General features: G+C 63.3%; 30 protein-coding genes. 23 read left to right on the forward strand and 7 right to left on the reverse strand.

What is annotated here, in order from left to right; translation table 11 throughout:
* Nucleotides 1-153: 153 nt before the first annotated feature.
* The gene (locus HL666_RS09090; protein ID WP_172181033.1) at nucleotides 154-642 is read right to left on the reverse strand and encodes a hypothetical protein; all 489 of its coding nucleotides are present in this window, start codon (nucleotides 640-642) and stop codon (nucleotides 154-156) included.
* 475 nt (nucleotides 643-1,117) lie between these two features.
* Complete coding sequence (locus HL666_RS09095; RefSeq protein WP_172181035.1) at nucleotides 1,118-1,696, reverse strand: hypothetical protein; 579 nt, start codon at nucleotides 1,694-1,696, stop codon at nucleotides 1,118-1,120.
* A gap of 103 nt (nucleotides 1,697-1,799) precedes the next feature.
* On the opposite strand from HL666_RS09095, the gene HL666_RS09100 reads away from it, so the two are divergent.
* The gene (locus HL666_RS09100) at nucleotides 1,800-2,036 is read left to right on the forward strand and encodes a hypothetical protein (RefSeq protein ID WP_172181037.1); all 237 of its coding nucleotides are present in this window, start codon (nucleotides 1,800-1,802) and stop codon (nucleotides 2,034-2,036) included.
* 93 nt (nucleotides 2,037-2,129) lie between these two features.
* Nucleotides 2,130-2,420, forward strand: coding sequence for a hypothetical protein (locus HL666_RS09105; RefSeq protein ID WP_172181039.1), 291 nt, complete (start codon nucleotides 2,130-2,132; stop codon nucleotides 2,418-2,420).
* Between the two features lie 22 nt (nucleotides 2,421-2,442).
* On the opposite strand, the gene HL666_RS09110 is transcribed toward HL666_RS09105, so the two are convergent.
* Entirely contained in the window at nucleotides 2,443-3,318 is an 876-nt protein-coding gene (locus HL666_RS09110; protein WP_172181041.1) for a TIR domain-containing protein, read from the reverse strand.
* Between the two features lie 159 nt (nucleotides 3,319-3,477).
* Between HL666_RS09110 and HL666_RS09115 the strand changes: the two genes are divergently transcribed.
* The 3 genes from HL666_RS09115 (at nucleotide 3,478) to HL666_RS33970 (ending at nucleotide 4,799) form a co-directional block, all read left to right on the forward strand.
* Nucleotides 3,478-3,714 carry a hypothetical protein gene (locus HL666_RS09115; protein ID WP_172181043.1) on the forward strand — a complete coding sequence of 79 codons (237 nt, stop codon included), beginning with the start codon at nucleotides 3,478-3,480 and terminating at the stop codon, nucleotides 3,712-3,714.
* A gap of 292 nt (nucleotides 3,715-4,006) precedes the next feature.
* The gene (locus HL666_RS09120; protein WP_172181045.1) at nucleotides 4,007-4,477 is read left to right on the forward strand and encodes a hypothetical protein; all 471 of its coding nucleotides are present in this window, start codon (nucleotides 4,007-4,009) and stop codon (nucleotides 4,475-4,477) included.
* A 103-nt stretch (nucleotides 4,478-4,580) separates the two neighbouring features.
* Nucleotides 4,581-4,799, forward strand: coding sequence for a hypothetical protein (locus HL666_RS33970; protein WP_210261839.1), 219 nt, complete (start codon nucleotides 4,581-4,583; stop codon nucleotides 4,797-4,799).
* A gap of 485 nt (nucleotides 4,800-5,284) precedes the next feature.
* Here HL666_RS33970 and HL666_RS09130 read toward each other — a convergent pair whose 3' ends face one another.
* The 3 genes from HL666_RS09130 to HL666_RS09140 form a co-directional block, all read right to left on the reverse strand.
* On the reverse strand, nucleotides 5,285-6,370 hold the full coding sequence (locus HL666_RS09130; RefSeq protein WP_172113099.1) for a YeeE/YedE family protein: 1,086 nt from the start codon (nucleotides 6,368-6,370) through the stop codon (nucleotides 5,285-5,287).
* Between the two features lie 140 nt (nucleotides 6,371-6,510).
* Nucleotides 6,511-6,861 carry an ArsR/SmtB family transcription factor gene (locus HL666_RS09135; RefSeq protein WP_172113100.1) on the reverse strand — a complete coding sequence of 117 codons (351 nt, stop codon included), beginning with the start codon at nucleotides 6,859-6,861 and terminating at the stop codon, nucleotides 6,511-6,513.
* Nucleotides 6,862-6,886: 25 nt separating this feature from the next.
* Entirely contained in the window at nucleotides 6,887-7,276 is a 390-nt protein-coding gene (locus HL666_RS09140; RefSeq protein ID WP_172113101.1) for a thioredoxin domain-containing protein, read from the reverse strand.
* Nucleotides 7,277-7,386: 110 nt separating this feature from the next.
* Here HL666_RS09140 and HL666_RS09145 point away from each other — a divergent pair, with 110 nt between their 5' ends.
* Entirely contained in the window at nucleotides 7,387-8,121 is a 735-nt protein-coding gene (locus HL666_RS09145) for a cytochrome c biogenesis CcdA family protein (RefSeq protein ID WP_172181047.1), read from the forward strand.
* Here HL666_RS09145 and HL666_RS09150 read toward each other — a convergent pair whose 3' ends face one another.
* On the reverse strand, nucleotides 8,122-8,835 hold the full coding sequence (locus HL666_RS09150; RefSeq protein WP_172181049.1) for a hypothetical protein: 714 nt from the start codon (nucleotides 8,833-8,835) through the stop codon (nucleotides 8,122-8,124).
* A gap of 123 nt (nucleotides 8,836-8,958) precedes the next feature.
* Between HL666_RS09150 and HL666_RS09155 the strand changes: the two genes are divergently transcribed.
* The 17 genes from HL666_RS09155 (at nucleotide 8,959) to HL666_RS09235 (ending at nucleotide 24,619) form a co-directional block, all read left to right on the forward strand.
* Nucleotides 8,959-9,507 (forward strand): SoxW family protein, encoded by a 549-nt coding sequence (locus HL666_RS09155; RefSeq protein ID WP_172181741.1) that lies wholly within the window; start codon nucleotides 8,959-8,961, stop codon nucleotides 9,505-9,507.
* A 125-nt stretch (nucleotides 9,508-9,632) separates the two neighbouring features.
* Nucleotides 9,633-10,076, forward strand: a complete 444-nt coding sequence (gene soxX, locus HL666_RS09160) for a sulfur oxidation c-type cytochrome SoxX (protein ID WP_172113104.1) — start codon at nucleotides 9,633-9,635, stop codon at nucleotides 10,074-10,076.
* A 20-nt stretch (nucleotides 10,077-10,096) separates the two neighbouring features.
* A complete protein-coding gene (soxY, locus tag HL666_RS09165) occupies nucleotides 10,097-10,549 on the forward strand; it encodes a thiosulfate oxidation carrier protein SoxY (RefSeq protein ID WP_172132137.1) in 453 nt (150 codons plus the stop codon).
* A gap of 17 nt (nucleotides 10,550-10,566) precedes the next feature.
* Nucleotides 10,567-10,893 (forward strand): thiosulfate oxidation carrier complex protein SoxZ, encoded by a 327-nt coding sequence (gene soxZ / locus HL666_RS09170; protein ID WP_172113106.1) that lies wholly within the window; start codon nucleotides 10,567-10,569, stop codon nucleotides 10,891-10,893.
* A gap of 33 nt (nucleotides 10,894-10,926) precedes the next feature.
* Nucleotides 10,927-11,751, forward strand: a complete 825-nt coding sequence (gene soxA, locus HL666_RS09175) for a sulfur oxidation c-type cytochrome SoxA (protein WP_172113107.1) — start codon at nucleotides 10,927-10,929, stop codon at nucleotides 11,749-11,751.
* A 24-nt stretch (nucleotides 11,752-11,775) separates the two neighbouring features.
* The gene (gene soxB / locus HL666_RS09180; protein WP_172181051.1) at nucleotides 11,776-13,470 is read left to right on the forward strand and encodes a thiosulfohydrolase SoxB; all 1,695 of its coding nucleotides are present in this window, start codon (nucleotides 11,776-11,778) and stop codon (nucleotides 13,468-13,470) included.
* 5 nt (nucleotides 13,471-13,475) lie between these two features.
* Nucleotides 13,476-14,759, forward strand: a complete 1,284-nt coding sequence (gene soxC, locus HL666_RS09185; RefSeq protein WP_172181053.1) for a sulfite dehydrogenase — start codon at nucleotides 13,476-13,478, stop codon at nucleotides 14,757-14,759.
* Nucleotides 14,698-15,489 (forward strand): c-type cytochrome, encoded by a 792-nt coding sequence (locus tag HL666_RS09190; RefSeq protein ID WP_172132140.1) that lies wholly within the window; start codon nucleotides 14,698-14,700, stop codon nucleotides 15,487-15,489. The genes soxC and HL666_RS09190 overlap by 62 nt, the downstream gene beginning before the upstream one ends.
* A 26-nt stretch (nucleotides 15,490-15,515) precedes the next feature.
* Complete coding sequence (locus HL666_RS09195) at nucleotides 15,516-15,950, forward strand: DsrE family protein (RefSeq protein ID WP_172113289.1); 435 nt, start codon at nucleotides 15,516-15,518, stop codon at nucleotides 15,948-15,950.
* An 11-nt stretch (nucleotides 15,951-15,961) separates the two neighbouring features.
* Nucleotides 15,962-16,864 carry an alpha/beta hydrolase gene (locus HL666_RS09200; RefSeq protein ID WP_172181055.1) on the forward strand — a complete coding sequence of 301 codons (903 nt, stop codon included), beginning with the start codon at nucleotides 15,962-15,964 and terminating at the stop codon, nucleotides 16,862-16,864.
* Nucleotides 16,865-16,873: 9 nt separating this feature from the next.
* Nucleotides 16,874-17,314: a DsrE family protein gene (locus tag HL666_RS09205; RefSeq protein ID WP_172113112.1), complete on the forward strand. Its 441-nt coding sequence runs from the start codon at nucleotides 16,874-16,876 to the stop codon at nucleotides 17,312-17,314.
* Nucleotides 17,315-17,381: 67 nt separating this feature from the next.
* Complete coding sequence (locus tag HL666_RS09210) at nucleotides 17,382-18,482, forward strand: YeeE/YedE family protein (protein WP_172181057.1); 1,101 nt, start codon at nucleotides 17,382-17,384, stop codon at nucleotides 18,480-18,482.
* A gap of 289 nt (nucleotides 18,483-18,771) precedes the next feature.
* Nucleotides 18,772-20,460: a methyl-accepting chemotaxis protein gene (locus HL666_RS09215; RefSeq protein WP_172113114.1), complete on the forward strand. Its 1,689-nt coding sequence runs from the start codon at nucleotides 18,772-18,774 to the stop codon at nucleotides 20,458-20,460.
* A 437-nt stretch (nucleotides 20,461-20,897) separates the two neighbouring features.
* Nucleotides 20,898-21,440: a YeeE/YedE thiosulfate transporter family protein gene (locus HL666_RS09220; RefSeq protein ID WP_172181742.1), complete on the forward strand. Its 543-nt coding sequence runs from the start codon at nucleotides 20,898-20,900 to the stop codon at nucleotides 21,438-21,440.
* 14 nt (nucleotides 21,441-21,454) lie between these two features.
* The gene (locus tag HL666_RS09225) at nucleotides 21,455-22,012 is read left to right on the forward strand and encodes a YeeE/YedE thiosulfate transporter family protein (RefSeq protein WP_172113115.1); all 558 of its coding nucleotides are present in this window, start codon (nucleotides 21,455-21,457) and stop codon (nucleotides 22,010-22,012) included.
* A gap of 46 nt (nucleotides 22,013-22,058) precedes the next feature.
* Nucleotides 22,059-22,400, forward strand: a complete 342-nt coding sequence (locus tag HL666_RS09230) for a rhodanese-like domain-containing protein (RefSeq protein ID WP_172132143.1) — start codon at nucleotides 22,059-22,061, stop codon at nucleotides 22,398-22,400.
* Between the two features lie 251 nt (nucleotides 22,401-22,651).
* Complete coding sequence (locus HL666_RS09235; RefSeq protein ID WP_172113117.1) at nucleotides 22,652-24,619, forward strand: methyl-accepting chemotaxis protein; 1,968 nt, start codon at nucleotides 22,652-22,654, stop codon at nucleotides 24,617-24,619.
* Nucleotides 24,620-24,628: the final 9 nt, after the last annotated feature.

Consider the following 24,628-nt stretch of genomic DNA (forward strand, 5'->3'; position numbering starts at 1 on the left):
CTCACGCGGCTATCTCATTGGGGTGAGTTAAGGAATTCCTGTTGGTCGGTGTTCACATGAGCAGATCCGAGTGAGTACGGCGGTCTCTCGGCATTAAATTTCGCGAGGTGGGACAGCTCTCCCACACCCCGCCGGGAGACGGTTAGTAGTGCTTCATCCCGGGATGGCACCAAGAGATGTCGGTGTGGCGTCCCGACCGCGAAGGTTCAGCCGCCGAGGGGCGATCCATCGACGCTTCGGCTCTACGCCAGAATCGATTAGCGCCTGCTTCATTGAACTTTGCCATGCCAGCATCTGTGGCGAAACAAAGTTGTAGAGGGCATAAAACTTGGTGATAGCACGCCAGATGATCACTGGCGGTTCGCTATTATTGATAGCCACTATCTCGCGGCGCTCGCCATCTACGTTGCCGTGCTTGAGCCAGTTGATTACCGCGTTCGGGTCGTTCGTAAAGCCTTCCATTTCGGGCGCGCGGCCGGCAAACTCTTTCACCCTCTGCCGGAAGTGAGGTTCATCTGTGTTGGGCAGCATGCCCTCAGCCGCAGCGGCGAGCGTAATGGCGCATTCCCAATGTTGCTGCCGATAGCATTCGATAGCGACATGTATTTGCCGCATCGCGGCGTACTCAATTTTGGTTTCCACGTGAGACGGACCAAGCACTGCTAGAACTCCCCCCGATCAAAGGTGGCAAGCTAGCGAAATTCTCGTACGGCGTGAATGCACGGAGTGCTCAAGAGCCCACAAAAAGAGAAAGGAAGAGTGGGTATCATGTACCGCCTCAAAGAGCTTGAGGCAGAAGAGCTGAACCTCATTGCGATCGCGCTAGGGGACTTGCCGTTCAAATCGGTTGCGCCCCTTGTCGCCCAGTTGAGGCGCAGGTGGAGGCCATTGAGGCGGAGAATGCCAGCATTAAGGCTGTTATGACGCTGCCGTCACCGAAACGCGGCGCGTGTCGCCTCCGTCGCCTCGAGTGCGATCTCGTCCGCAAGCACGGGCGAGAACGCAGCAACCGCAGGAGTGCAGCGCACCTCATCGCGCTCGCAGTGTTCGCGGCTGGTATTTTGGCATTACTACTCTTGCGACGATCTGCAGGGATTGCGCCGGGGGTAGCGCCGTCTCACTGAATGCTCTTGCCGCCCAGTAAGCCAACGATCGCGCCGAAGCCAGCGACCGCGAGCGTTCGGGTCGTCTCCATCGCGGCGGTTTGTCCTGCCGTTGGGTCTTTGACGAAAACGGCGAGCGCGACGAAAGCGACGCTTACCAGCAAGGTCAGCACCAACACGGACCAGAAGACCAGCTTGAAATGAGCTGCAACCGGTATAGTCGCTGGCTCGGCGGTTACCGGCTTCACAGGTTCGGGCGCAGCACGGTCAGCCTTGCGAGCTGCGCGCGGCTTGGCGGGAGCAGCAATGGCTTTGCTGGCGGGCTTGTTTCCTGGGGCTTTGAGAGAAGTGAACTCAGAAATCGTATCTGCTACGATATTCTTCAGATGCGGAGCGACCTTGACGACAAGCGTGGACGTCTTTGGATCTGAGATGGTTGTTGATAGCGTTGCCGCCGCATTGGCCAGCCATCCGCCGGATGAGGTTACGATGCCGTCGTCGGATCTTTTGCCCATGGTCGCGGCCGCTTCAATCTGGACAACTTTCGTAATTGCAATGCAGTCAGCATCACACAGCGGGTTGCGGATGTCCACTCGATTTCGTCATCGATAGGGCTCCGAAGAGCAACAGCCCAAAGCACGATATGGTGCCCAATCGCTGCGGAAGCGTAGGGGCCTAGAGACGCAGAAGTAAGATATGATCAGAGCTGATTATCGCGATCAGCCAGAGTACCAAGAGGATAGCCGCGCCATGGATGCCGCCATTGAGCGCTTCGACAGGATCGCAGCGGAGCTTCAAAAGAAGTCGAAAGACGGAGCGAGCGCCGATCGGAATGACAGCCAACTTAGAGCAGCGTGTCCGAGTTTTATGGTGGGCAACATCACGATGTCCAGTGGCGACGGCATGCTCGTTATCGCTTCCTATATGGGCTAACAATTTTGGATGACTGATCGCGGCTCTCGTTATCGCGAATGGTCGGCTCCGTACCGTCCGCTGCTGTGACGCCAAGGTCCGTAAGGCCTTTCAATGAGCCCGGTCGATAACCGTCGCAAAGGCAAGCGTATCGATCCCATGGACTGGCGGCATCTTCAGAAAGAGCATCCCAATCGGGATCATCATTGGCGTGTTGATGCAGACCGGCGCCATCGTCTGGTGGGCAGCGAAAGCCGAAACCCGGCTCAACGAGGTCGAGGCCCGGTCAACGCTATGGCGTCTCAGGCGATCCAGATCGGGCGCGTCGAGGAGCGGGTCAACAGCATCGCCGATGCCACCAAGGACATCAAAGAAGCGCGGAGGGCCAGAACGAGAGCCCCGTAGAAGATTTTCGGATTCAGCCAGCTCAGGCTGTTAAGACCTTTGCAGGATCGAACGGAATCTTCGCGGCCAGAAGCTCACGGGCAAGCGTTGTCTTCCAGTTGGAATCATACGGGATGTAGGCGATGCCGTCGAAATCCGACGGCTTTTCGATTTCGCCTTTGACCAAGGCGGCGACATGGGTAGGGCCTAGCTTGCCGATGAAATAGCCAAGTTCGAAGACCACGTTTTGGCGCGCGCGCCGTTGGCTAGCGCCAGATCCCGCGATGCCGCCTTCATCGTCCGGCGTCATCAAAACCACGGCGAAATCGGCTCCGCCAGATTCCTCCTTGAACTTAGTCAAGAGGCTGCGCCCTTTGTTGGGTCGCAAGTGCAAAATGATAGGGTCAAGGTCGATCGCTTTTAGAAATAGGTGAACTTCGTTTTTCGAAGCCTCATCTCGCCCATGGACAAGGAACACTTTGTTGCTCGGGGGCTGCTTGAAAGACATGGTGTGGATATGAGCGTCCGCTGGCATCATTTTTTCAATGTCCTCCTGAGCGAATTTCACCTGAAATGCACGGTGCTCCGTGTCGTTTATCCATGTGCTGAAAGACCCAGCCTGCCAATCTTGGGTCATCGCCTCGCGGCCATCAGCCCACCAAAACACATTAGGGATCGGGAAATCATCCCGGGCGCCGTTGCCGATCATGTATCTGCGTGCCCGCGCTCGGACCAGCTCCCCATTTGCATGCTCGCAGATGGCGCATTGAGCCATGCGGGCTGATGACCGATATATTGGTTTGAGGAGATTGATGGCGGCGGCGGCACTGATCCACTGAATTTCGACGTCATCTTGAGCCGCCTTCGCTCTTTCAATTGCCTTAGCTAAGTCGGATGGATTGATGCGAAAGCCTGACATTTCCCCTCATAATGTGATTTGGCGCAATCTAAGCTCTGCCACGGGCTTGCGGAACGGGCGGGAGCACCTGTGAACAGGGGTATTGCGCCTTGTTTTCCGGACTAGACTTTATGTTCTGGTTATGTTCTAGCGCTCGCTTCAATTCAGATGAGGCGAACAATGCTGGACATTGCGTCTATTCGGGCAGAGATCGAGCACGCGCGTAAGAATGTCGCCCGGATGCGCCGGGACCTTCTCACGCTGCAACGGGCCGGGAGGTCGACCACGGTCGCCGAGTGCGACCTTCAGGTCATGCTTAACCGAGTGGACACGCTCATAGGCGAGCGCAAGCGTCTGAACACCTTGGAGCTACGCGAACGGTTGCCCAAACGCGTGCTCGGAGGCCGTTCATGGTGAGCCCGGCACCTCGATTTTAGTGAGGGGCGAGAAGACGCGCCGCCTTTCATAAAGAGTTTGGCGGAAGCGCGTAGGATCGGCGTGCATGAAGGCTGGTACTATCACCACGTCCAAGCAATCTTGATTGCTATCGACCATTACGCGGAAGCCGCGATGGGCAACGCGAGTACTTCTGGAACAAGCCACCCTTATTGATGGGATCATCAAGGCAGAATTCTTGAACAAAAATCCTTTTGCCGCAATCGAGCTCTCGTTAGGATCGAGGTTCGTCAATGTAACGCGGGAGGATTGAATGCTAAGCGTCGTCGCCCACGGGCGCGCCATGGAGTTCTCGGGGCTCTCGCAGGGAACCTGGTTCCTTCAGGAGCGAAATGGCAAGCGTACATTCGGGCTCGCGATCAAGGGGCCAACCGGCAGGATGGATGCGCTGGTCTTTCCGGAAGGAGAGCCGCCGCAGGTTCAGCTCGCCGGTCATCCCTACGCCGTCTTCGGTTTTGACGACGCGATAATGCGCCCCGATCTGGACAGCCTTCACTTTGGGCCATCGCAGCTTGGGGACCTGATAAGTGCCGACAAATCTTTCCACCTAACGGTGGCCTCCCCTGACGGCGACCGATACACGGCGAACCTGACTGCTGGTGAGCAAAGAGCTCGCCGAGAGGGACCTTATGCGAGCTTTTCTAGCTGGAGCGTTGGTGTCCTCCGTGGACAAGAATGGATTCCGCTGTACACGCACGGAGTGCCGCCTTCTCATGCAAGCTAAAAGGCAGGGCATGACGCGGCGGCTCGTTATGACGAACGTGAATGCGCCATACAGGCACCAGATGGAGGTACAGGAGCTCGTCAATTGCCTGTAGGACCCAGCAGTGGCTAATCAATTGCCGGGGCACATGTCGTCTTTTTTCGGAGACGTACAGCCCGAGTTGCAAGCGCAGTTTGCCCGCGAGGACGGCATATCCGCTGACCGGTTGGCAGGTGCGGCGAAGGCCTTTGCGGATTACTCCGGCGGTGCATCCGATCTGCTGTTGAAGAAGACCCAGATTGACACCATCAAGATTGACGAGAAATATCGTAGAGTCGATTGAAAATGGAAGAGTGGCGGGACTGGAATCCTAAGAATTGGCAAACCCATCGAAATCGGAGGATTTTCACCGTCTCTCTAGGGGCGCCAACGTCCCCACCGTGTGCGTCTGACCTTGCGCTCTAGGCCACGGCTTGAAAAAGCAATTTGAGATGGTTGCAGGTCCCCGCAACCAAGACAACCGAAACTCCCGTAGCCGGCCAGGCTGCGGGAGTTTTTGGTTTTGGCGCTTCGGCCCATTGAGCTGCACTCCGGCCCAGGACGTTCCAAGTCCCGATAAGCGCGACATCGGTGCCTTGTACGGCCTCTACCGGCCAGGCTTGGCGGGCCTCGATCATTGCTTCGACAATCCCCTGGATTCGCGACGTGATCCTGTTAGGCAGCTCGGCGAGGAGGATTCTCGCTCGCGTCAGACCGAGCACGAGGCGGAGCCTGGTGGAGCGCGGAGGGCACGCGAGAGGCGATACGCCGGTCAGGCTCCGTCGTTCATCACGGGTGCATGCGCAGCAGGTTCAGGAGCGCGGGCCGCCATTCGCCGGTCATCGTGTATTCGAGCCCAAGGCGCGCGCCGCAGGTGATTGCGAGCATGGTCAGTGGCGCCGATAGCGCGAGGGTCGAGAATGCGGACAGGCCCTGGCCGATGGTGCAGCCCATCGACATGATGCCGCCGGTGCCCATCAGCAGCGCGCCGACCATGTGACGCTTCAGCTCGCGAGCGTCGTCGCAGGCTTCCCAGCGAAAAACGCGCGAGAACGTTGCCGCGACGAAGGACCCCAGGATGACCCCCGCGACCGAGCCGATCGCAAAGTCGGCGTGGCTGCCGGAAAGTGTGGCGATGTACAGCACCGTGTTGCCGAGCGGGGCGACGAAGGTGAGCGAGGTTACCCGCTCCGGGTCGAAATCATCGTTGCCCAGCCATCCGGTTGCGAACCAGCCAAAGGCGACAGCGCCGCCGACGGCAACTCCCGACAACATCAGCCGCGGCGATTTCACCAGCCGGCCATCGGCCAGCGCCCAGGCCGCAAGCGCCACCGCCGTGACGGACACGATCGCGGGCCGGGCATACGACCCGAGCGCAAGGGACAGCAGCGAGTCCATGCCCTGATTCATCGCCTCCGGCAGATGCACGGACAGCGGCTCGATCAGACCCACGCGCATGAATCCGATGAGACCGCGCATCGCCGCCAGGGCGGACACGCCGAGTACGAGAAAGACGACGATGGCGCGCAGATCACCGCCGCCAATGCGAACCAGGGTCCCGAAGCCGCAGGTGCCGACCAGCGCCATGCCGATCCCGAACAACAATCCGCCCAGGATGGCGCCGCCGAGCGGAATGGTGGAGGTCAGATAGATCGAACGCGAGAGATCGACGAGGCCGAAGCTGGCGAGCAGCTGGGTCGCGACCAGCGCGATGGCCGCAGCCAAGGCAAAGGATTTGAGGCGCCGCGTGTCGGCGCCGAAGAAGGCGTCCTCGAGCATCGCGAGCGTGCAGAATCGACCTGCGCGGCCGGCGACCCCGAGCACGGCGCCTGCCAACAGCCCGCACATGAACGTCAATGCTGACGGACTGAGCATTCCTCCCGACGTCCCTGTTCGTGTCCGGGCACTCTGCGCCAGGATCGTCGGCGAAGCTAGGCCCTCTTGCCACGCCCGCTGTCGGCGTTCGAGCCCGATTGCCGGATGCGGCCGTCAATCTTAGCAGCGCAGAGCGTCGTTCAGCGGCGGCGCTTGCGGACCGGTTCGCAGAATACGTCATAGATCGCGGTCAGGATCTTGCGAACGTCCTCGCTCGCCAGACTGTAATAGATCGTCTTGCCGTCGCGCCGCGTCGTGACCAGCCGGTCGAGCCGGAGACGGGCGAGCTGCTGCGAGACCGTCGACTGCCGTTCGCCGAGGAACTGCTCGAGTTCGGTGACGGATTTTTCGCCTTCGGAGAGGATGCAGAGCAGCAGCAGCCTGGACTCGTGGGACAGCGCCTTGAGCATCTCGCTGGCCTCGCGCGCCTTCTCGATCATCTGCTCGAGCTCGGCGGAGGTCTCGATGTCCTTCAGATTCGGCAGCGGCATGGATTCTGGATCCCTCGATTGTCCGTCAGGAGCGGGTTTGAGCCCCGCTTGTAACATTCACGATGCGGCCGAGCAGCCCAAAGAAGAACGCATCGCCCGGATAGCCGCGGATCCGCCCGACCTCGCGGCCCTGATCGACCACCACGAAGGTCGGCGTGAATGCGCCGGGGTCGATGCCGGCGAGATCTGCCGGCAGCGGCTGGGTCAGGTCGACCCGCCGCAGGGGAAGGCTGCGCCCTTCGTCGGTCTTGGCATAGATCGGCGCGATTTCGGCGTTGAACCGGGCGCACCAGCCGCAGCCCGGACGCTCGAACATCACGAGTTCGGAAGCGAGGAGAGGCGACGACTGGCACAGAACGGCGATCGCGACCGATGCCATTATTGCCAATCTGCGAGCTGTGATTTTGCTGGACATGCCGCCATCCTCTCTGGACTTGCCCGTCAATCTATCATTAAATTCGAATATGTACTAGTGCGCGATTTCCGAAGCCTGCGCTGCAGCTCGGGCACGCAGCGGGGGGAAAGATGGATCTCGACGTCACGCTCGGCGCAGCGCTCGCCGCCGGCCTCCTGTCCTTCCTGTCGCCCTGCATTCTGCCGCTCGTCCCGCCGTTCCTGTGCTACATGGCCGGCGTCTCGGCGGCCGACACGATCACCGAAACCAGCATGGCGCAGCGGCGGCGGACGGTGCTGACCGCGCTGTGCTTCGTCGGCGGCTTTTCGCTGGTGTTCGTCGGTCTGGGTGCGACGGCGTCCGTCTTCGGTCGCTTCATCGCCGGCCATCTCGGCCAGCTCGGCATCGTTGCCGGTCTCGTCATCATCACGATGGGACTGCATTTCCTCGGGGTGCTCAGGATTCCCTTGCTGTACCGAAGCGCGACGATCGACGTCGGCCGCAAGCCGGCCGGCCTGCTCGGCGCGTTCGTGATGGGACTGGCCTTTGCGTTTGGCTGGACGCCCTGCGCAGGGCCGGTGCTCGCCGCCGTGCTGATGATGGCCGGTGCGGAGGCCACCGTGGGAAAGGGCGCGCTGCTGCTCGCGGCCTATTCGGTCGGAACCGGCATCCCGTTTCTGATCGCGGCGGCCTTCACGGGACAGTTCATGACCATGCTGAAGGGGATCAAGCCGCATCTGCCGCTGGTCGAGAAGACCATGGGCGGCTTTCTCGTCCTGACCGGTGTCGCCTTTCTCGCCGGCGTGATCCCGCTTCTGTCGGAATGGATCTTCGAACGCTTTCCCTCGCTCGCTACGATCGGCTGATCAGCCGAAGCGGAAATCCAGCAGGTTGACGAAGGACTGCAGCTCGATCTCGTAACGATGCACGAGGCCGGTGTCACCCTCGTGCGCGGCGCGACCGATGTTCTGCGCGCTTGTGGCGGCGCCGTCGATCAGGCGGCGGAACTCGGCCTGGCCGGCAATGTCGGGCGCGGCGAGGCCGTTGCAGCGCTGCAGTTGCGCGCGCAATGCTTCGCCGGCCCGGTTGACCTCGGCGGCCGTCGCCCTGGCTGCTGCAAAGTCGGCCGCGAAATGGTGCAGATCGTCCATGGCAGGCCGTAGCTCGAAGACGCAATCGCCGAGCTCGACGACGCCTGCCTGTTGCCGCAGCACATGCAGCGCCTGCCGGACCGCTGCAATGTCCGCCGTCGCCGTTGCGCCATCGCCCGCCGCCAGCGAGGCGTCGGCCTTGCGGAGCCGGTCGTCACCTTCTGTGAGCAGATCCTTCAAGGACTTGGCAGAGTAGGGCGCTGGCTGGTCCTTGATCCGGCCGAGCGCGGCCCAGGCGCGGCGCGCATCGTCGAGCTCGATCTGCGCCAGAGCGATGTTGCCGGTTCGCCCATAGCTCGCCGCGGTCCGAAGGCTGGCCATGGCCGACTGCATGACGGCCGCCATCCCCGCGCTCTCACCGGCCGTTGCATGAACGGCGCAGCCGACACTTGCAAGGACGACGGACAGCAGGATGGCGCGGCGCAGCATCGAATGTCCTTTTTCACATTCTGTTATTCGAATATCATGTATCGAACTTTCACCGACTTGGCAAAGCGCGCGGGCAGGCTCATGACTTCGAACAGAACGATGTCGCGTCGCGACCTGGTTGTGATGCTGCCTGCCGCGGCGGTGCTCGGCGCCGTGCCGACGTCGGTGCGAGCGGACGCGGTGCTCGGCGACGACGGGCTCTATCATCAGGCGTGGTTTCTCAACAGCTTCCTCGATCTCCGTGAAGATCTCGAAAGCGCGGCGTCGGGAGGCAAGCGGCTCGCGGTGATGTGGGAGCTGCGCGGCTGTCCCTATTGCCGAGAGACCCATCTGGTGAATTTCGCCGATCCCGTCATCACCGAGTACATCCGGGCGAACTTCGAGATTCTTCAACTCAATCTGCTCGGCGCCCGCAAGGTGACCGACTTCGACGGCAAGGAGCTCACCGAGAAGGAGCTCGCCGAGCGCTACGCAATCCGTTTCACGCCGACTTTCCAGTTCTTTCCGCCCTCTGCCGACGGCGTCGCAGCCAAGGAGCCGCTCGCGCGCGAGGTGGCGCGGGCCCCGGGCTATCTGAAGCCGCCGCACTTCCTCGCGATGTTCCGCTTCGTGCGCGACAAGGCCTATGAACGCGGCACGTTCCGCGACTATCTCGCCTCGTCCAAAGGTTGAGTGCGCTGCCGCATCGAATTCGTCTTGACACCAATCACATTATCAAATCATAATTTGTGAATATGATGGACCGTAAGTCCTTATCATCAGCAGGCGAGGGGAAGCCTCGTCGTCAGGGTGGAAACATGCGCCGTTTGATTCCGGCTGCCTTGTTCTGCGCGTTGCTCTCGGCAACAGCGCGAGGCGACGAACCGATCAGGCTCGATGTCGTCGACTACGCCATTCCGAAATCGCTGACGGGCGCACCCGGCAATGCCGACGCCGGCAAGAAGGTGTTCCTGACGCGGACGTTGGGCAATTGTCTTGCCTGCCACCAGGTCACGGCGCTGAAGTCCGAGGATTTTCATGGCGAGTTCGGTCCTTCGCTCGACGGCGTCGCCGGTCGCTACAACACGGCGCAGCTGCGCCTCATCGTCGCCGATCCCAAGCGCATCTTCGCCGATACGGTGATGCCAGCGTTCTACAAGAACGACGGACTCAATCGGGTGAGGCCGGAGTTCGTCGGCAAGCCCGTTCTCACGGCCGCGCAGGTCGAGGACGTCGTGGCCTTTCTCGAAACATTGAAATAACCGCCTCTGGAGGATGATGCATGGGCGCAATCAACAGACGACAGGCGTTCCTTCTCGGCGGCGGTTTCGTCGCCCTGACGGTGCTGCCGATGGCCGCCAACGCCGAGCCGGGCAATGACGCGGCCGAGATGATCAAGAAGTTCACCGGCGGCAAGGAGGCGACCAAGGGCAAGATCACGCTCGATCTTCCCGAGATCGCCGAAAACGGCAACACCGTGCCGCTCGCGCTCACGGTCGAAAGCCCGATGACCGCCGAGAGCTACGTCAAGGAGGTGCTGTTCGTGGCCGACGGCAATCCGAATGCCGGCGTCGCGACGCTGATGTTCACGCCGATGTCCGGCAAGGCCGAAGCGTCGATCCGCATCCGTCTGGCGCAGACCCAGAACGTGATCGCGGTGGCGAAGATGAGCGACGGCTCGCTGTTCACCGAGCGCAAGACCGTCAAGGTCACCATCGGCGGCTGCGGCGGCTGAGACAGGGAGAGACGAACATGGCAGACAAGCCGCGGATCAAGCTTCCGAAGGAAGCCAAGAAGGGCGAGATCATCCAGATCAAGACGCTGGTCTCGCATCTGATGGAATCGGGCCAGCGCAAGGATGCGCAGGGCAAGCCGATTCCGCGCAAGATCATCAACAAGTTCACCTGCGAGTTCAACGGCAAGCCGGTGTTCTCCTGCGTGCTGGAGCCGGCGATCTCGGCCAATCCGTACATCCAGTTCGATGCCAGGGTCGACGAGGAAGGCACGTTCAAGTTCGCCTGGACCGATGACGACGGTTCGGTGCTGACGGCCGAGGAAAAGATCGCGTTGAAGGCCTGATCGGCAGCGTGCCATCGCTAGGAGGAGTGACGGATGTCCATTCGCTACGGTTCTCTCGCCGTCCTGGCTTCGGCCGCGCTGGCCCTGTCGGCAGTTGCGACGTTCGGCCAGGAGGCGGAACGGAAGGGCATTCCGGCGCCTCCCGGCCACGTCTTCAAGACCATCATCTCGGGCTATCAGTTCCGTACCAAGGAAACGCGCGCGCTCCAGGATGACGACCTGGAGAATCCGGGCTTCCTCGCGGTCGAGCGGGCCGCCGACGTCTGGAAGACGGTCGACGGCGGCGAAGGCAAGTCGTGCATGAGCTGTCACGGCGAGGCCGAGAAGACCATGAAGGGCGTGGGCGCGGCGATGCCCAAATGGAGCGAGAAGCTCAACAAGCCGGTCAATCTCGAGCAGCAGATCAACATCTGTCGCACCGAGCACATGAAGGCGCAGCCCTGGGCATTCAAGTCCAAGGAGCTGACGGACATGACGACCTTCGTCCGTTTCCAGTCGCGCGGCATGCCGGTGGCCGTAAAGACCGACGGTCCGATGTCGCCGTGGTTCGAGAAGGGCAAGGAGATCTACTACACCAGGGTCGGCCAGCTCGATCTCGCCTGCGCGTCTTGCCACGAGAAGAACAACGGCAAGTTCATGCGCGCTGACTTTCTCAGCCAGGGCCAGACCAACGGCTTCCCGACCTACCGGCTGCGCGATCAGCGCCTGGTCCCGCTGCACGAGCGCTTCGAGGGCTGCATGTTCGACGTACGCGGCGTGCCCTACAAGCCGCTGTCGGACGAGTTTCTCGCGCTCGAACTCTACGTCGCCTGGCGCGGCATCGGCCTGCCCGTCGAGACACCGTCGGTCCGCAACTAGCCGCGGACACAAGGAAGACACATCATGATATCGCGTCGCGAATTCGTTCAGGTCGCATTGGCGGCGGCTGCCTTGACGGGCGGCTCCGGTCTTGCGGGTACGACCCGCGCCTTTGCGCAGCAGAAGCTGACCGAAAAGGAGCTGCTGGCGTTCGATCCGGTCGGCAATGTCACGCTCGTGCATGTCACCGACATTCACGGCCAGCTGATGCCGCTGTATTTCCGCGAGCCGTCGACCAATCTCGGCGTCGGCGACGCCAAGGGCCAGCCGCCGCACGTCACCGGCAAGGACTTCCTCACCCGGTTCGGCGTCGCGCCGGGCTCGTCGTCGGCCTATGCGCTGACGTCGGAGGATTTCGAGGCGCTCGCCAAGACCTATGGGCGCATCGGGGGGCTCGACCGCGCGGCGACCATCATCAAGGCGATCCGCGCGGAGCGCGGCGACAAGGTCTTGCTGCTCGATGGCGGTGACACCTGGCAGGGATCATGGTCGTCGCTGAAGACCCGCGGCCAGGACATGATCGACTGCATGGCGCTGCTCAAGCCGGATGCGATGACGGGGCATTGGGAGTTCACCTACGGCACCGAGCGCGTCAAGCAGGCGGTCGATGGTCTCGGCTTCCCCTTCCTTGGCCTCAACATCCGCGACACCGAATGGAACGAGCCGGCGTTCGAGGCCTCGACGATGATCGAGCGCGGCGGCGTCAAGATCGCGGTGCTCGGCCAGGCCTTCCCGTATACGCCGGTCGCCAATCCCCGCTGGATGATTCCGAACTGGTCGTTCGGCGTGCGCGAGGAGGATGTTCAGACCCAGGTCGACAAGGCGCGCAAGGACGGCGCCGGCCTCGTGGTGCTGCTGTCGCACAATGGCTTCGACGTCGACCGCAAGCTGGCAAGCCGCGTCAAGGGTCTCGATGTCATTCTCACGGGTCACACCCATGATGCGCTGCCCGAGGCCGTGAAGGTCGGCAAGACGCTGCTGATCGCGTCGGGCTCCTCCGGCAAGTTCGTCTCGCGGCTCGATCTCGACGTCAAGGACGGCGAGGTGAAGGGCTATCGTTACAAGCTGATCCCGCTGTTCTCCGACGTGATCACGCCGGATCCGGCGATGGCGGCCAAGATCGCCGAGGTGCGCAAACCGTTTGCCGCCTATCTCGCCCGTCCTCTGGGGCGCACCGAAACGCTGCTGTATCGCCGCGGCAATTTCAACGGCACGTTTGACGACCTCATCTGCCAGGCGCTGCTGCAGGAGCGCGATGCGGAGATCGCGCTGTCGCCGGGCTTCCGCTGGGGCACAAGCGTGATGCCGGGCCAGGACATTACTTTCGAGGACGTCACCAACGCCACCGCGATCACCTATCCGGCCGTCTATCGCATGGGCATGACCGGCACGCGGCTGAAGGAGATCATCGAGGACGTCGCCGACAACCTGTTCAACGTCGACCCCTACTACCAGCAGGGCGGCGACATGGTCCGCATCGGCGGCATGTCCTACGCGATCGACGTCAACAAGCCCCAGGGGCAGCGCATCTCCGACATGCGCCTGATCAAGACCGGCGCCGCGATCGACCCGTCGCGCGAATATCAGGTCGCGGGCTGGGCCAGCGTCAATGAAGGCACGCAGGGGCCGCCGATCTGGGAGGTCGTGTCGAGCTATCTGCAGCGCCAGAAAACCGTTCGTCTCGAGCCCAACCGGGCCGTCAAAGTCTCCGGAGTGTGACGACGATGTCCAAGGACAAACTACTTCCCTCAGCCCCACGCGCGTCGCGCCGTGGTTTCCTGACTGCAGCCGGCGGTCTTGCCGCCACGGCGCTGGCCTCGCAGGCGCGTGCCGGCGCCGGTAACTCCGCCAACCAGCCGCCGAACGTGCCGGAATGGACGCGCACCCTCGGCGAGGGCGTGGCCGTGCGTCCCTACGGCAAGCCGTCGAAGTTCGAGAAGGACGTCGTCCGCCGCGACGTCGAATGGCTGACGGCCTCGCGTGAATCCTCGGTCAGCTTCACGCCGCTGCATGAGCTCGAAGGCATCATCACGCCGAACGGGTTGTGCTTCGAGCGCCATCATGGCGGCGTCGCCGAGGTCGATCCGGCCGACCACCGGCTGATGATCCACGGCCTGGTCGAGCGGCCGCTGCTGCTGTCGCTCGACGAGCTCAAGCGCTACCCGCGCGTCAACCGCATCCACTTCATGGAATGCGCGGCCAATTCCGGCATGGAGTGGCGCGGCGCGCAGCTCAACGGCTGCCAGTTCACGCATGGCATGATCCACTGTGTGCAGTACACCGGCGTCTCGCTGCGTACTCTGCTGGAAGAGACGGGCGTCAAGCCCAACGGCAAATGGCTGCTGGTCGAGGGCGCGGATTCCGCGTCGATGGATCGCAGCCTGCCGATCGAGAAGGCGCTGGACGACTGCATCATCGCCTACAAGATGAACGGCGAGGCGCTCTATCCCGAGCAGGGCTATCCGATGCGGCTCGTCGTGCCGGGCTGGCAGGGCAATCTCTGGGTCAAGTGGCTGCGCCGCATCGAGGTGGGGGATCAGCCCTGGCACACCCGCGAGGAGACGTCGAAGTACACGGACCTGCTGCCGAACGGCAAGGCGCGCCGCTTCACCTGGTCGATGGATGCGAAGTCGGTGATCACGAGCCCGAGCCCGCAGGCGCCGATCAAGCACGGCAAGGGCTTTACGATCGTGTCGGGCCTGGCATGGTCGGGCAACGGCAAGGTCAAGCGCGTGGACGTGTCGCTGGATGGCGGCCGCAACTGGTGGCCGGCGCGGATCGACGGCCCGGTGCTGGATAAGGCGCTGACGCGCTTCTACTACGAGTTCGACTGGAACGGTGAGCCGCTGCTGCTGCAGTCCCGCGTGCAGGACGAGACCGGCTACGTCCAGCCCTCCAAGGCCGAGTTGCGCAAGGTCCGCGGCTACAACTCCATCTATCACAACAATGGCATCCAGACCTGGCACGTGCAGGCAAATGGTGAGGTCGAGAATGTCGAGGTCGCCTAAGCTGATCATTGCAGCCGCGCTCGCCACCATTGCGGGCTCGGTCGCGCTCGCCGGTGGCCCGACCGAGAAGATCGCGGCCAAGACCGAGGCCAAGTCCGAGGCAAAGACCGTCGCGAAGACTGAGACCAATGCGCCGCAGCGCTTCAACATCGGTCGCGCGCCGACGGTCGAGGAAATCCGCGGCTGGGACATCGACGTGCGGCCGGACGGACAGGGTTTGCCGGCCGGCAAGGGCACCGTTGCCCAGGGCGAGAAGCTGTTCATGGACAATTGCGCCAGCTGTCATGGCGAGTTCGGCGAGGGCGCCGGTCGCTGGCCGGTGCTCGCCGGTGGCAAGGGCTCGCTGACCTCGGACAACCCGGTCAAGACGGTCGGCTCCTACTGGCCCTACGCCTCCACGTTGTTCGATTACGTCCGCCACGCGATGCCGTTCGGCAGCCCGCAGTCGCTGAAGGTCGACGAGTACTACGCGCTGGTCGCCTATGTGCTCTATCTGAACGACGTCATCACCGATCAGAATTTCGAGCTGAACGACAAGAATCTCGCCACGATCAAGATGCCGAACGAAAGCGGGTTCATCATGGACGACCGGGCTGCCAGCGAGAAGGCGTTCTGGCAGAAGGACCCGTGCATGAAGAACTGCATCGCGCCGGTCAAGATCACCGGACGTGCGACCGCCGTCGACGTCACGCCTGAGGACAAGGACGGCAAGCCGCGGGGCGTCGAGTGACGATGGCCGGATGCAGCCGCCGCCAGATGCTGTTGGTGGCCGCATCCGTCGCGCTCGCCGCAAGCGGGGGCGCTTCGATCGCCGCCGCGGCAGAGCCGCACCGGCTTGCGCTGCAGATCAGCGATGAGGATCCGGCCAAGATGCGCGCGGTGCTCGACGTTGCCGCCAACGTCTCCCGGCACTATTCCGGCGAGGGCGACGAGGTCGAGATCGTGATCGTGGCGTTCAATGGCGGCCTCGACATGTTGCTGGCCGACCGCTCGCCGGTGAAGGAACGTGTGCTCGGCTTCGCCAAGTCGATGCCCAATGTGAGCTTCATCGCCTGCGGCAACACATTGGAGACGCTCACGAGCAAGGAGGGTCGGCAGCCGCCGCTGCTCGACGGCGTCACCGTCGTCAAGACCGGTGTCGCGACCCTGCTGGAGCTCTCCGAGAAGCACTGGACGCTCGTGCGTCCCTGAAGGATCTTGCGATGCGATGGTTGATCGCTCTGATCGTGACTCTCATGGCCTCGTCCGCGCTCGCCGCGGAAGAACCGCGTGAGCTGGCCATTGGCGGCCGCGTTGCACTCGGTACGCTCAGGCTGCCGGCGCAATCGGGGCCTGATGTTCCACTGGTGCTGATGACGCACGGCACGCTCGCGCACAAGGACATGGAGACCATCCAGGGCCTGTCCAAGGCGCTCGCCGAGCGCGGCATCGCCACGCTCGCGCACAACCTGGTGCTCGGCCTCGACCGCCGCACCGGCATGTACGACTGCGCCAAGCCGCATGATTATGCTCCGGATGATGCGATCGACGAGATCGCGGCCTGGCTGAGCGAGGCCCGCAAGACATCGTCACGGATCTTCGTGCTCGGGCATTCGCGCGGCGCCAATCAGGTCGCGCGCTACCTGGTCGCCAATCCGAAAGCCGCCATTGAAGGCGCGATCCTGCTGGCGCCCGCCACCGCGGGCATCGAGACCGGCCTGCGAGCCGCCTATGCGGAAACCTACGGCCAGCCACTGACGCCGCTGCTCGAGAACGCCGAGGCCGCTGTGTCCGGGGGGCGTGGCGCTGACTGGATGTCGGCGCCGGGCTTCATTTATTGCCGTGATGCCAAGGTGACGATGCGCGCTTTCGCTGCCTTCTATCACGCCGACCGGCGCCAGGACACGGCGGCGCTGATCGCCGATGTGAGTTTGCCCGTCCTGGTGCTTGCGGCCGCGCAAGACAAGACCGTCCCGGACGTGGCAGCGTCGTTTGCGCCGCTGGTCTCTCGCGTCGGCAGCCGTGTCCGGCTGGAGAGCATCGATGATGCCGATCACTTCTTTCGCGATCTCGCCGCCGAGGATGCCGCGGATCGCATCGCAGGATTCATCGCAGAGGCGCGTTAGGAGTAGCCCATGGAACGACGATCTTTGATGCAAGCCGGTCTTGCCAGCCTGTTCGGAATGATAGGTGTCGGCGGCGCTCAGGCCGCGACCGAGTCTCCGCGTCAGCGCGTCGCCTATCATCTCGCTGATCAGGATCGCGCGCTGTTCGTTCTGGGCAATCTCCAGAACCACGTCGATGGCACCGGTGGGCCGGGGCGCGCCGACATCCGGCTGGTGATCCATGGGCCGGGTCTGCGCGCCTTTCACGCGATCTCGGCCGACCAGACCATATCGGCTCTGGCTGAGCGGCTGATGAAGGCTGGCGTCGGCTTCGAGGCCTGTGCCAACACCATGAAGGCGCAGGGGGTGAAGCTCGACGATCTCTTGCCCGGCTTTGCAGTGGCGGAGAAGGGCGGCGTGGTGCGCCTCACCGAGCTGCAGCAGAGCGGCTATGCCTATCTGCGCCCATGACGGGCGCGTGCGTCCTTGCCGATGCCGCCGGTGCGTTGAGCGGCGGACCTGAACCCCGAGAGCGCCCGTGCTCACCGCATTGATCGACCTTCTGGGTGAGGAGCTGGTGTCGCTGCTGGGCGGGCTCGCGGTCGGCTGCGCGTTCGGCTTCTTCGCCCAGCGCAGCCGATTTTGTCTGCGCGCAGCTACCGTCGAGTTCGCGCGCGGGCAAGGCGGTCCGCGGCTGGCGGTGTGGCTCCTCACCTTCGCGTCGGCGCTGCTTGGCACCCAGGCGCTGGTAGCGATGGGCCTGCTCGACGTTTCGGAAGCGCGTCAACTGGCGCAGCAGGGCAGCATTTCCGGCGCGATGATCGGCGGCATCCTGTTCGGCTGCGGCATGATCCTGGCGCGTGGCTGCGCGAGCCGACTCCTGGTGCTCTCCGCCAACGGCAATCTGCGGGCGCTGCTCTCAGGCCTGATCTTCGCGGTGACGGCGCAGTCCGCCTATCACGGCCTGCTCTCCCCGCTGCGGGAGTGGCTCACCAATCTCTGGCTCGTCGACGGCGGGCCGTCGCGCGACATCATGAGCGTGTTCGGCGGCGGCACGCCGGAGAAGCTCGGCTTCGGCATGCTCTGGTTCCTGGCCGGTCTCGCCGCGGTGTCGAAGTTTCAGGTCGGTGCGAAGATCCTGCGCTCGGCTGTCGGCGCGGGCGTAGCAGTCGCCGTCGGCTGGCTGCTGACTTATCAGCTCGGGCAGGCCTCGTTCGCGCCGGTGCCCCTGAAAAGTCTGACCTTCAGCGGTCCTTCCGCCGAGCTCCTGATGCAGATGCTCGCCAGCCCGCAGCTGAAGCCGGGTTTCGACCTCGGCATCATCCCGGGCGTGTTTATCGGCTCCTTCGTCGCCGCCGCGGTCGCCGGCGAGCTCAACCTCGAAGGCTTTTCGGACGGCCGGGGTATGCGACGCTATCTGATCGGCGCCGTTCTCATGGGCTTCGGAGCGATGCTGGCCGGCGGCTGCGCCGTGGGAGCCGGCGTGACCGGGGCATCGGTGTTCGCGCTGACAGCCTGGATCGTGCTCGGCGGCATGTGGCTGGGTGCGGGCGTGACCGATCTCGTCGTCGACCGCTGGCTGTTCGCGGCCAAGCCAGTGCAGAGTCCGGTTCAGTCGCCCTCCGTCATGCCTTCGTGAGGCTTCGTGCGGAAGCGGGACTGCTTCTGCCAGGCGGCGTCGGGAATGCTGCGTCCGAAGACCCCGTCTTTGCGCCGTTCACGCAGGATCGTCCATCGCATCGTCCGCAGCTCGCGCCGAGCAGTGCATGCGGATCAACTATCACCGGGACAATGACGTTGATAGATCGCAGTCTGGAGATCCTCGCCGTTAACCAAATTTGCGAAGGTCGGGTGTTACCGTCGCGAGTGGGACGGCGCAATTGTGCGGCGGACCGATACGAAGCGCCGGACGACGAAAGGCACGCGAGATGTCGCAACTCTCCATTCGAGCAAAAATGGCGGCCGTCATTGCGCTGCTGTTGGTGGCGATGACCATCGTCGGACTGCTGGCGGTCCGCGGCATGCAGACGATCAACACGCATACCGAACAGATCGCCAAGAACTGGCTGCCGAGCGTGCGTGTGCTCGGCGAGCTGCGTTCCGCGATCAACCTCAATCGGGCCCAGCTCCGGGCCTACATGACGGCTGATACGATTGAGGAGAGGGACAATCTCGACCGCAACATGAAGGCAACCCTCGCCGTGATCGCAACGGCGCGCCGCTCCTATGAGGCGATGATCTCGTCGGCCGAGGAGCGCGGCCTGTTCGAGAGCTGGTCGCGGGGCTGGGAGCAATATGTCAAGACTGCCGATGGCGTGCTCGAGGTGCTGCGCGCAGGGAACGGCAACGCGACCAAGCAGGCGAGCGACCTGTTCAACAAGACGGTCCGGAGCGTCGCCAATCAGTCGGACGAGTATCTTCGTAAGCTGATTGATCTCAACAATCGTGGCGCCGACGCCGAGACGAAGATCGCCGCGGATGGATATGCCGAGGCATTTGCATTGATGTCGGCGGTCATCGTCCTTGCCGTTCTCGCCGGCATCGGGGTCGGAAGCTGGTTCATTCGCGACATTTCCCGGTGCATCGCTTCGATCATCCGGCCGATGCAGGCCCTCGGTGAGGGCAACCTGACGACGGAGATCCCGTATCGGGGCCAGAAGACCGAAGTGGGCATGATGGCCGACGCGCTGGAGGTCTTCAAGACCGCCTTGATCGCGAAGAAGCGGGCCGACGATATCGCTTCGAAAGAGGCAGAGGTGAAACTGGAGCGCAGCCGGCGGCTCGACGAGATCACTGGTCGCTTCGAGGCCGTGGTCGGTGAGATCGTCGAGACCGTCTCCACGGCATCGAGCGCGTTGGAAGGTCACGCCAGCGGGCTCACCAATACGGCGGGCCGCGCGCAGAACCTGGCCACGTCCGTCACCGCGGCCAGCGAAGAAGCCTGCACCAATGTGCAGTCGGTGGCATCTGCGACCGAGGAGCTGTCCGCATCCGTCAACGAGATCAGCAGGCAAGTCCAGGATTCGGCCCGGATGGCCAATGAGGCGGTTGCGCAGGCTCGAAAGACCAATGAGCAGGTCAGCGAACTCTCGAAGTCTGCTGCCCGTATTGGCGACGTCGTCGAACTCATCAATACGATTGCGGGACAGACCAATCTGCTCGCGCTGAATGCGACGATCGAGGCCGCGCGCGCTGGGGAAGCCGGCCGCGGATTTGCGGTGGTCGCATCCGAGGTCAAGGCGCTCGCCGAGCAGACGGCGAGGGCCACGGGCGAGATCGGCCAGCAGATATCCGGCATCCAGTCCGCTACCCAGCAATCCGTCGGTGCGATCCGCGACATCAGCATCACGATCGAGAAATTGCAGGAGATTTCGTCCACGATCGCATCGGCCGTGGAGCAGCAGGGTGCTGCCACGCAGGAGATCTCGCGTAACGTCCAGCATGCGGCTTCAGGAACACAGCAGGTCTCGGCCAACGTTGCAGACGTGCAGCGCGGCGCCGTGGATACCGGAACCGCCGCTTCCCAGGTGCTGTCCGCCGCGAAATCACTGGCCGACGACAGTGCCAGATTGAGCATGGAAGTGAAGCGATTCATCGCCGGAGTGAGAGCTGCCTAGGACTCGCAGCGACTGCGTGCGGCGCAGATCAGATCTCACCGCCATTTGCCGTCCTGCGTCCGGCGACTGCGGGACAGGGGCGCACGCCCGTTCAGCGCTCAACGGCCATCGCCTCTGCGCTGGCCGTTGAGCCCATTCACGATGCGGCAAGCTGCGCGACCGGGGCGCGCGAGACGATGGGCTTGCGAGGCCCCCGCGCCGACGTCAACAGAGCGTGGGCCGTGGTGGATCATGCCCCGCCGCGACTTGCTCCGGGGCCACGGTCCCCGAATTCGCAATGCCGCCTTTTCCATGCAGTCAGGCTGCCGGAGAGCCTCGCCTCTTCATGTCTCGGCCCGGCCCGAATAATAATTGCGTAAATTCGAATATATGTATATGTTGGCGCAAGTCGTTCGCGGCGCAGGGCCGCGTCAGCAGGAGGACCCGTCGTGGCAATGATGAATGACGTCATGGTCAAGGATCTGGGCAAGTCCGGTCGCATCGACTGGTCGCCTTATCTGGTCGGCGCCGGCATCGGCATCCTCAGCTGGGTGGCGTTTGCCGGGTTCGGCGACCCGCTCGGCGTGACGACCGCGTTTTCGCGCATCGCGTCGCTGTTCGCCGCGCCGGTGATCGGATCCGAGGCCGTCACCGCCAACAGCTACTGGAAATCGATGCCACTGAAATGGGACTATGGCGTCTGGTTCCTGGTCGGCATTCCGCTTGGCGCGTTCCTGTCGGCGGTCATCTCGGGGACGTGGCGCCTCGAACTGGTGCCGGAGGTCTGGAAGGAGCGCTTTGGTCCGTCGGTGCTCAAGCGCTTCGTCGCCGCGTTTCTCGGCGGCATCGTCATCATGTATGGCGCGCGGCTGGCCGGCGGCTGCACCAGCGGGCACGGCATTTCCGGCGGGCTGCAACTGGCGCTGTCGAGCTGGCTGTTCCTCGCGGTGATGTTCGCGACCGGCCTGATCGTGTCGCGCCTGATGTTCCGGAAGACTTGAGAGGGAGACAGGTCATGACGTCATTGATGAGCATCGCCGGACCGATCCTGATGGGCGCCGTGTTCGGCTATCTGCTGCAGCAGGGCAAGGTCACGAGCTGCAACGTGATCGAGAACCAGTTCCGGCTGCGCGACTTCACCGTCCTGAAGGTGATGGGCACCGCGATCGTCGTCGGGGGCATCGGCGTGCTGCTGCTGGTCGATACCGGCAACACCAAATACTACGTCAAGGACGCCAACATGCTGGCGGTGGCGCTCGGCGCAGCGCTGTTCGGCATCGGCATGGTCGTCTACGGCTACTGCCCGGGCACCGCGCTCGGCGCCATCGCCAGCGGCAGCGTGCATGCCGCCGTCGGCGCGTTCGGCATGATTGCCGGCGCGATCCTCTATGCGCTGAGCTTCGATTGGGTGAAGGCCCACATCCTCAATGTCTGGTCGCTCGGCAAGGTGCGGCTGCCCGACATCACCGGCGTGCCGGATGGCGTCTGGTTTGCCGCGCTCGCGATCGGCGCAGGGGCGTTCTTTTTCTGGGTTGAAGCGTCCGAGGCCAAGGCGAAGCGGGCACAGGGCTAGGCATTCATTCGACCGCCCTATCGTCAACAGTTGAGAGGTTCTTCCAATGCTTGCAGGTTTGTTCAACAAGCTGACCGGATCGACCAGCGTGCCGGCCATCGAGCATGACGAACTGGTACGCGCGCATCAGCAGCGTAGCTGCGTGATCGTCGACGTCCGGGAGCCGCACGAGTTCAAGAGCGGCCACATTCCGGGCGCCGTCAATCATCCGCTGTCGCGCTTCAACCCGGACAACCTCGTGCACGACAAGCCGGTGGTCCTGATTTGCCAGGCCGGTGGTCGTTCGGCGACCGCGCTGCGGCGGGCGCTGTCGGCAGGACGGCAGGATATCCGCCATTATGCTGGCGGCATGAGCCGCTGGCGTGCGCATGGCGGTCCTGTCGCCTAGGCTTTGTCCAATCCGTCAGACACTCGGCTCCGTCAGGGGGCCGAGTGCAGATCTTTTGAAGTTGAGTCGATGAAGACCTACAACCAAGAAAGTTGCGGCAGGAGAACGGAGCAGGGGCGGGAGTGTCGACGGTCGCCTGCCGCCTCGCTGCGCACCTTTATCTTGTTAGTTCGAAATATTGGCTGACTCATTCAGGATTAATTAGTTGCAGCGCTGCAATACTTGAGCACCGGTCAGAGCTCGAGGATTGCATGTTGAAGTTTGTTGGCTTGAGAACCCGGATCACCTTTTCTCTGGTGATCGGCGCCGCTGTGACGGCCTTGTTCGTGCTGCTGGTCGCCATGTGGATCATCGGCGGCATCATCGACCGGGCCAATGAGCGCGAGCTCCACGCCCAATATGATGCGTTCAATTCGCGTTTGCAGCTGGAGTCGACCCGCGCGGAGGCCATGAGCGCGGTGGTCGCCAAGATTCCCGCCGTCCAGGATGCCATGGCGCAGAACGACCGCGACGCCTTGATGCGGCTGTTCGGTGCGGGCATGGCGAGCCTGAAGTCCGATTATGGCGTCGACCAGTTTCAGTTTCATACCCCGCCGGCGATGTCGTTCCTCCGTGTGCACCAGCCGGCCAAGTTCGGCGACGATCTGTCGGGCTTTCGCAAGACGGTGGTGGCCGCCAACACTGACCGCAAGCCGATCGTCGGGCTCGAGGGTGGCGTTGCGGGCCTCGGGCTCCGCGGCGTGGTGCCGATCGTCTCTGCCGGCAAGCACCTCGGTTCGGTCGAGTTCGGCCTGACCTTCGGGCAAGGCTTCTTTGACGAATTCAAGCGCAGCCGAAATGTCGACGTCGCGTTCCGCTTGGCCGGCGATGCGGCTTTCAAGCTGTTTGCAACGACGATCGGGGAGACGTCCTTCTTCGCGAACGGCGACTATCGGCAGGCTGCGGCCGGCAGCTTCCTGTCGCGCCAGGGGGAGCTCAAGGGCGTGCCCGTTGTCGCGCTGCTGGGCCCGATCAAGGACTTCTCCGGCAAGCCGATCGGCGCGGTCGAGATCATCATGGACAACAGCGAGTTCATCGAGGCCCGCAATCGCGCCGGCGCCATCATGATCGGAATGACGCTCGCCGGTCTCGTCCTGATCGCCCTCGCGGGCCTGTTGATCGCCCGCGGCATCTCTCGACCCATCGTTCAGATGACGAGCGCCATGCGCGAGCTCGCCGACGGCAACCTGGATGTCCGCGTTCCAGCCGCCCAGCGCGCGGACGAGGTCGGACAGATGGCGCGCGCCGTTTCGGTGTTCAGGGATAACGCCATTCGGATGAGGGATCTGCAGGGGGAGCAGGAGAAGGCGCAGGCCCGTGCCGAAGAGGACCGGCGCCGTGTGATGATGGAGGTGGCCGACAGGTTCGAGGCCAGCGTGCGGGGCGTCGTCGACGCCGTGTCGGCTGCGGCCATCGAGATGGAGGCGACAGCGCGCTCGATGTCGAGCACGATCGACCAGTCGAAGCAGCAGGCCTTGACCGTGTCGCAGGCGTGCGGCTCCGCGTCCGACAACGTGAACACCGTGGCCTCGGCCGCCGAGGAGCTGTCATCGTCGATGAACGAGATCAGCAAGACTCTCGAGCGGGCGTCGACGGTGGTTCGCAAGGCAGCGGACGAGGGACAGCAGTCCAACGACAAGGTGCAGCGGCTCAACATCGCCGCCAGCAAGATCAGCGAGGTGGTTGCGCTCATCAACCAGATCGCCAGCCAGACGAATCTGCTGGCGCTGAATGCAACCATCGAGGCGGCGCGCGCCGGCGAGTCCGGCAGGGGATTCGCCGTCGTCGCCAGCGAGGTGAAGACGCTGGCAACCCAGACCGCCAGGGCGACCGAGGAGATCGGCGCCCAGATCGCCGCGGTGCAGGCCGAAACCGCGGCCGCCGTTCAGAGTATCGGCCTGATCTGCGCCACGATCCAGGAGGTCGACGAGATCTCGACCATCATCGCCTCATCCGTCGCGCAACAGGATGCGGCGACCCGCGAGATTGCCGGCAACGTGAACCTCGTCGCCGGCAAGACCCAGGACGTCACGCGCAACATCGCCGGCGTCACGTCGGGCGTCGTGCAGACCGGCCATGCCGCCAACGAGGTGTTGTCGGCGGCCGGTGAACTGGCCCAGCAGTCGACGCGGCTGCGCGGCGAGGTCGACCAGTTCCTGGCTCACATCCGGGCGGCGTGAGTCCGGTAA

Origin of the sequence: Bradyrhizobium aeschynomenes, assembly GCF_013178945.1 — a bacterium.
Lineage (GTDB): Bacteria > Pseudomonadota > Alphaproteobacteria > Rhizobiales > Xanthobacteraceae > Bradyrhizobium > Bradyrhizobium aeschynomenes.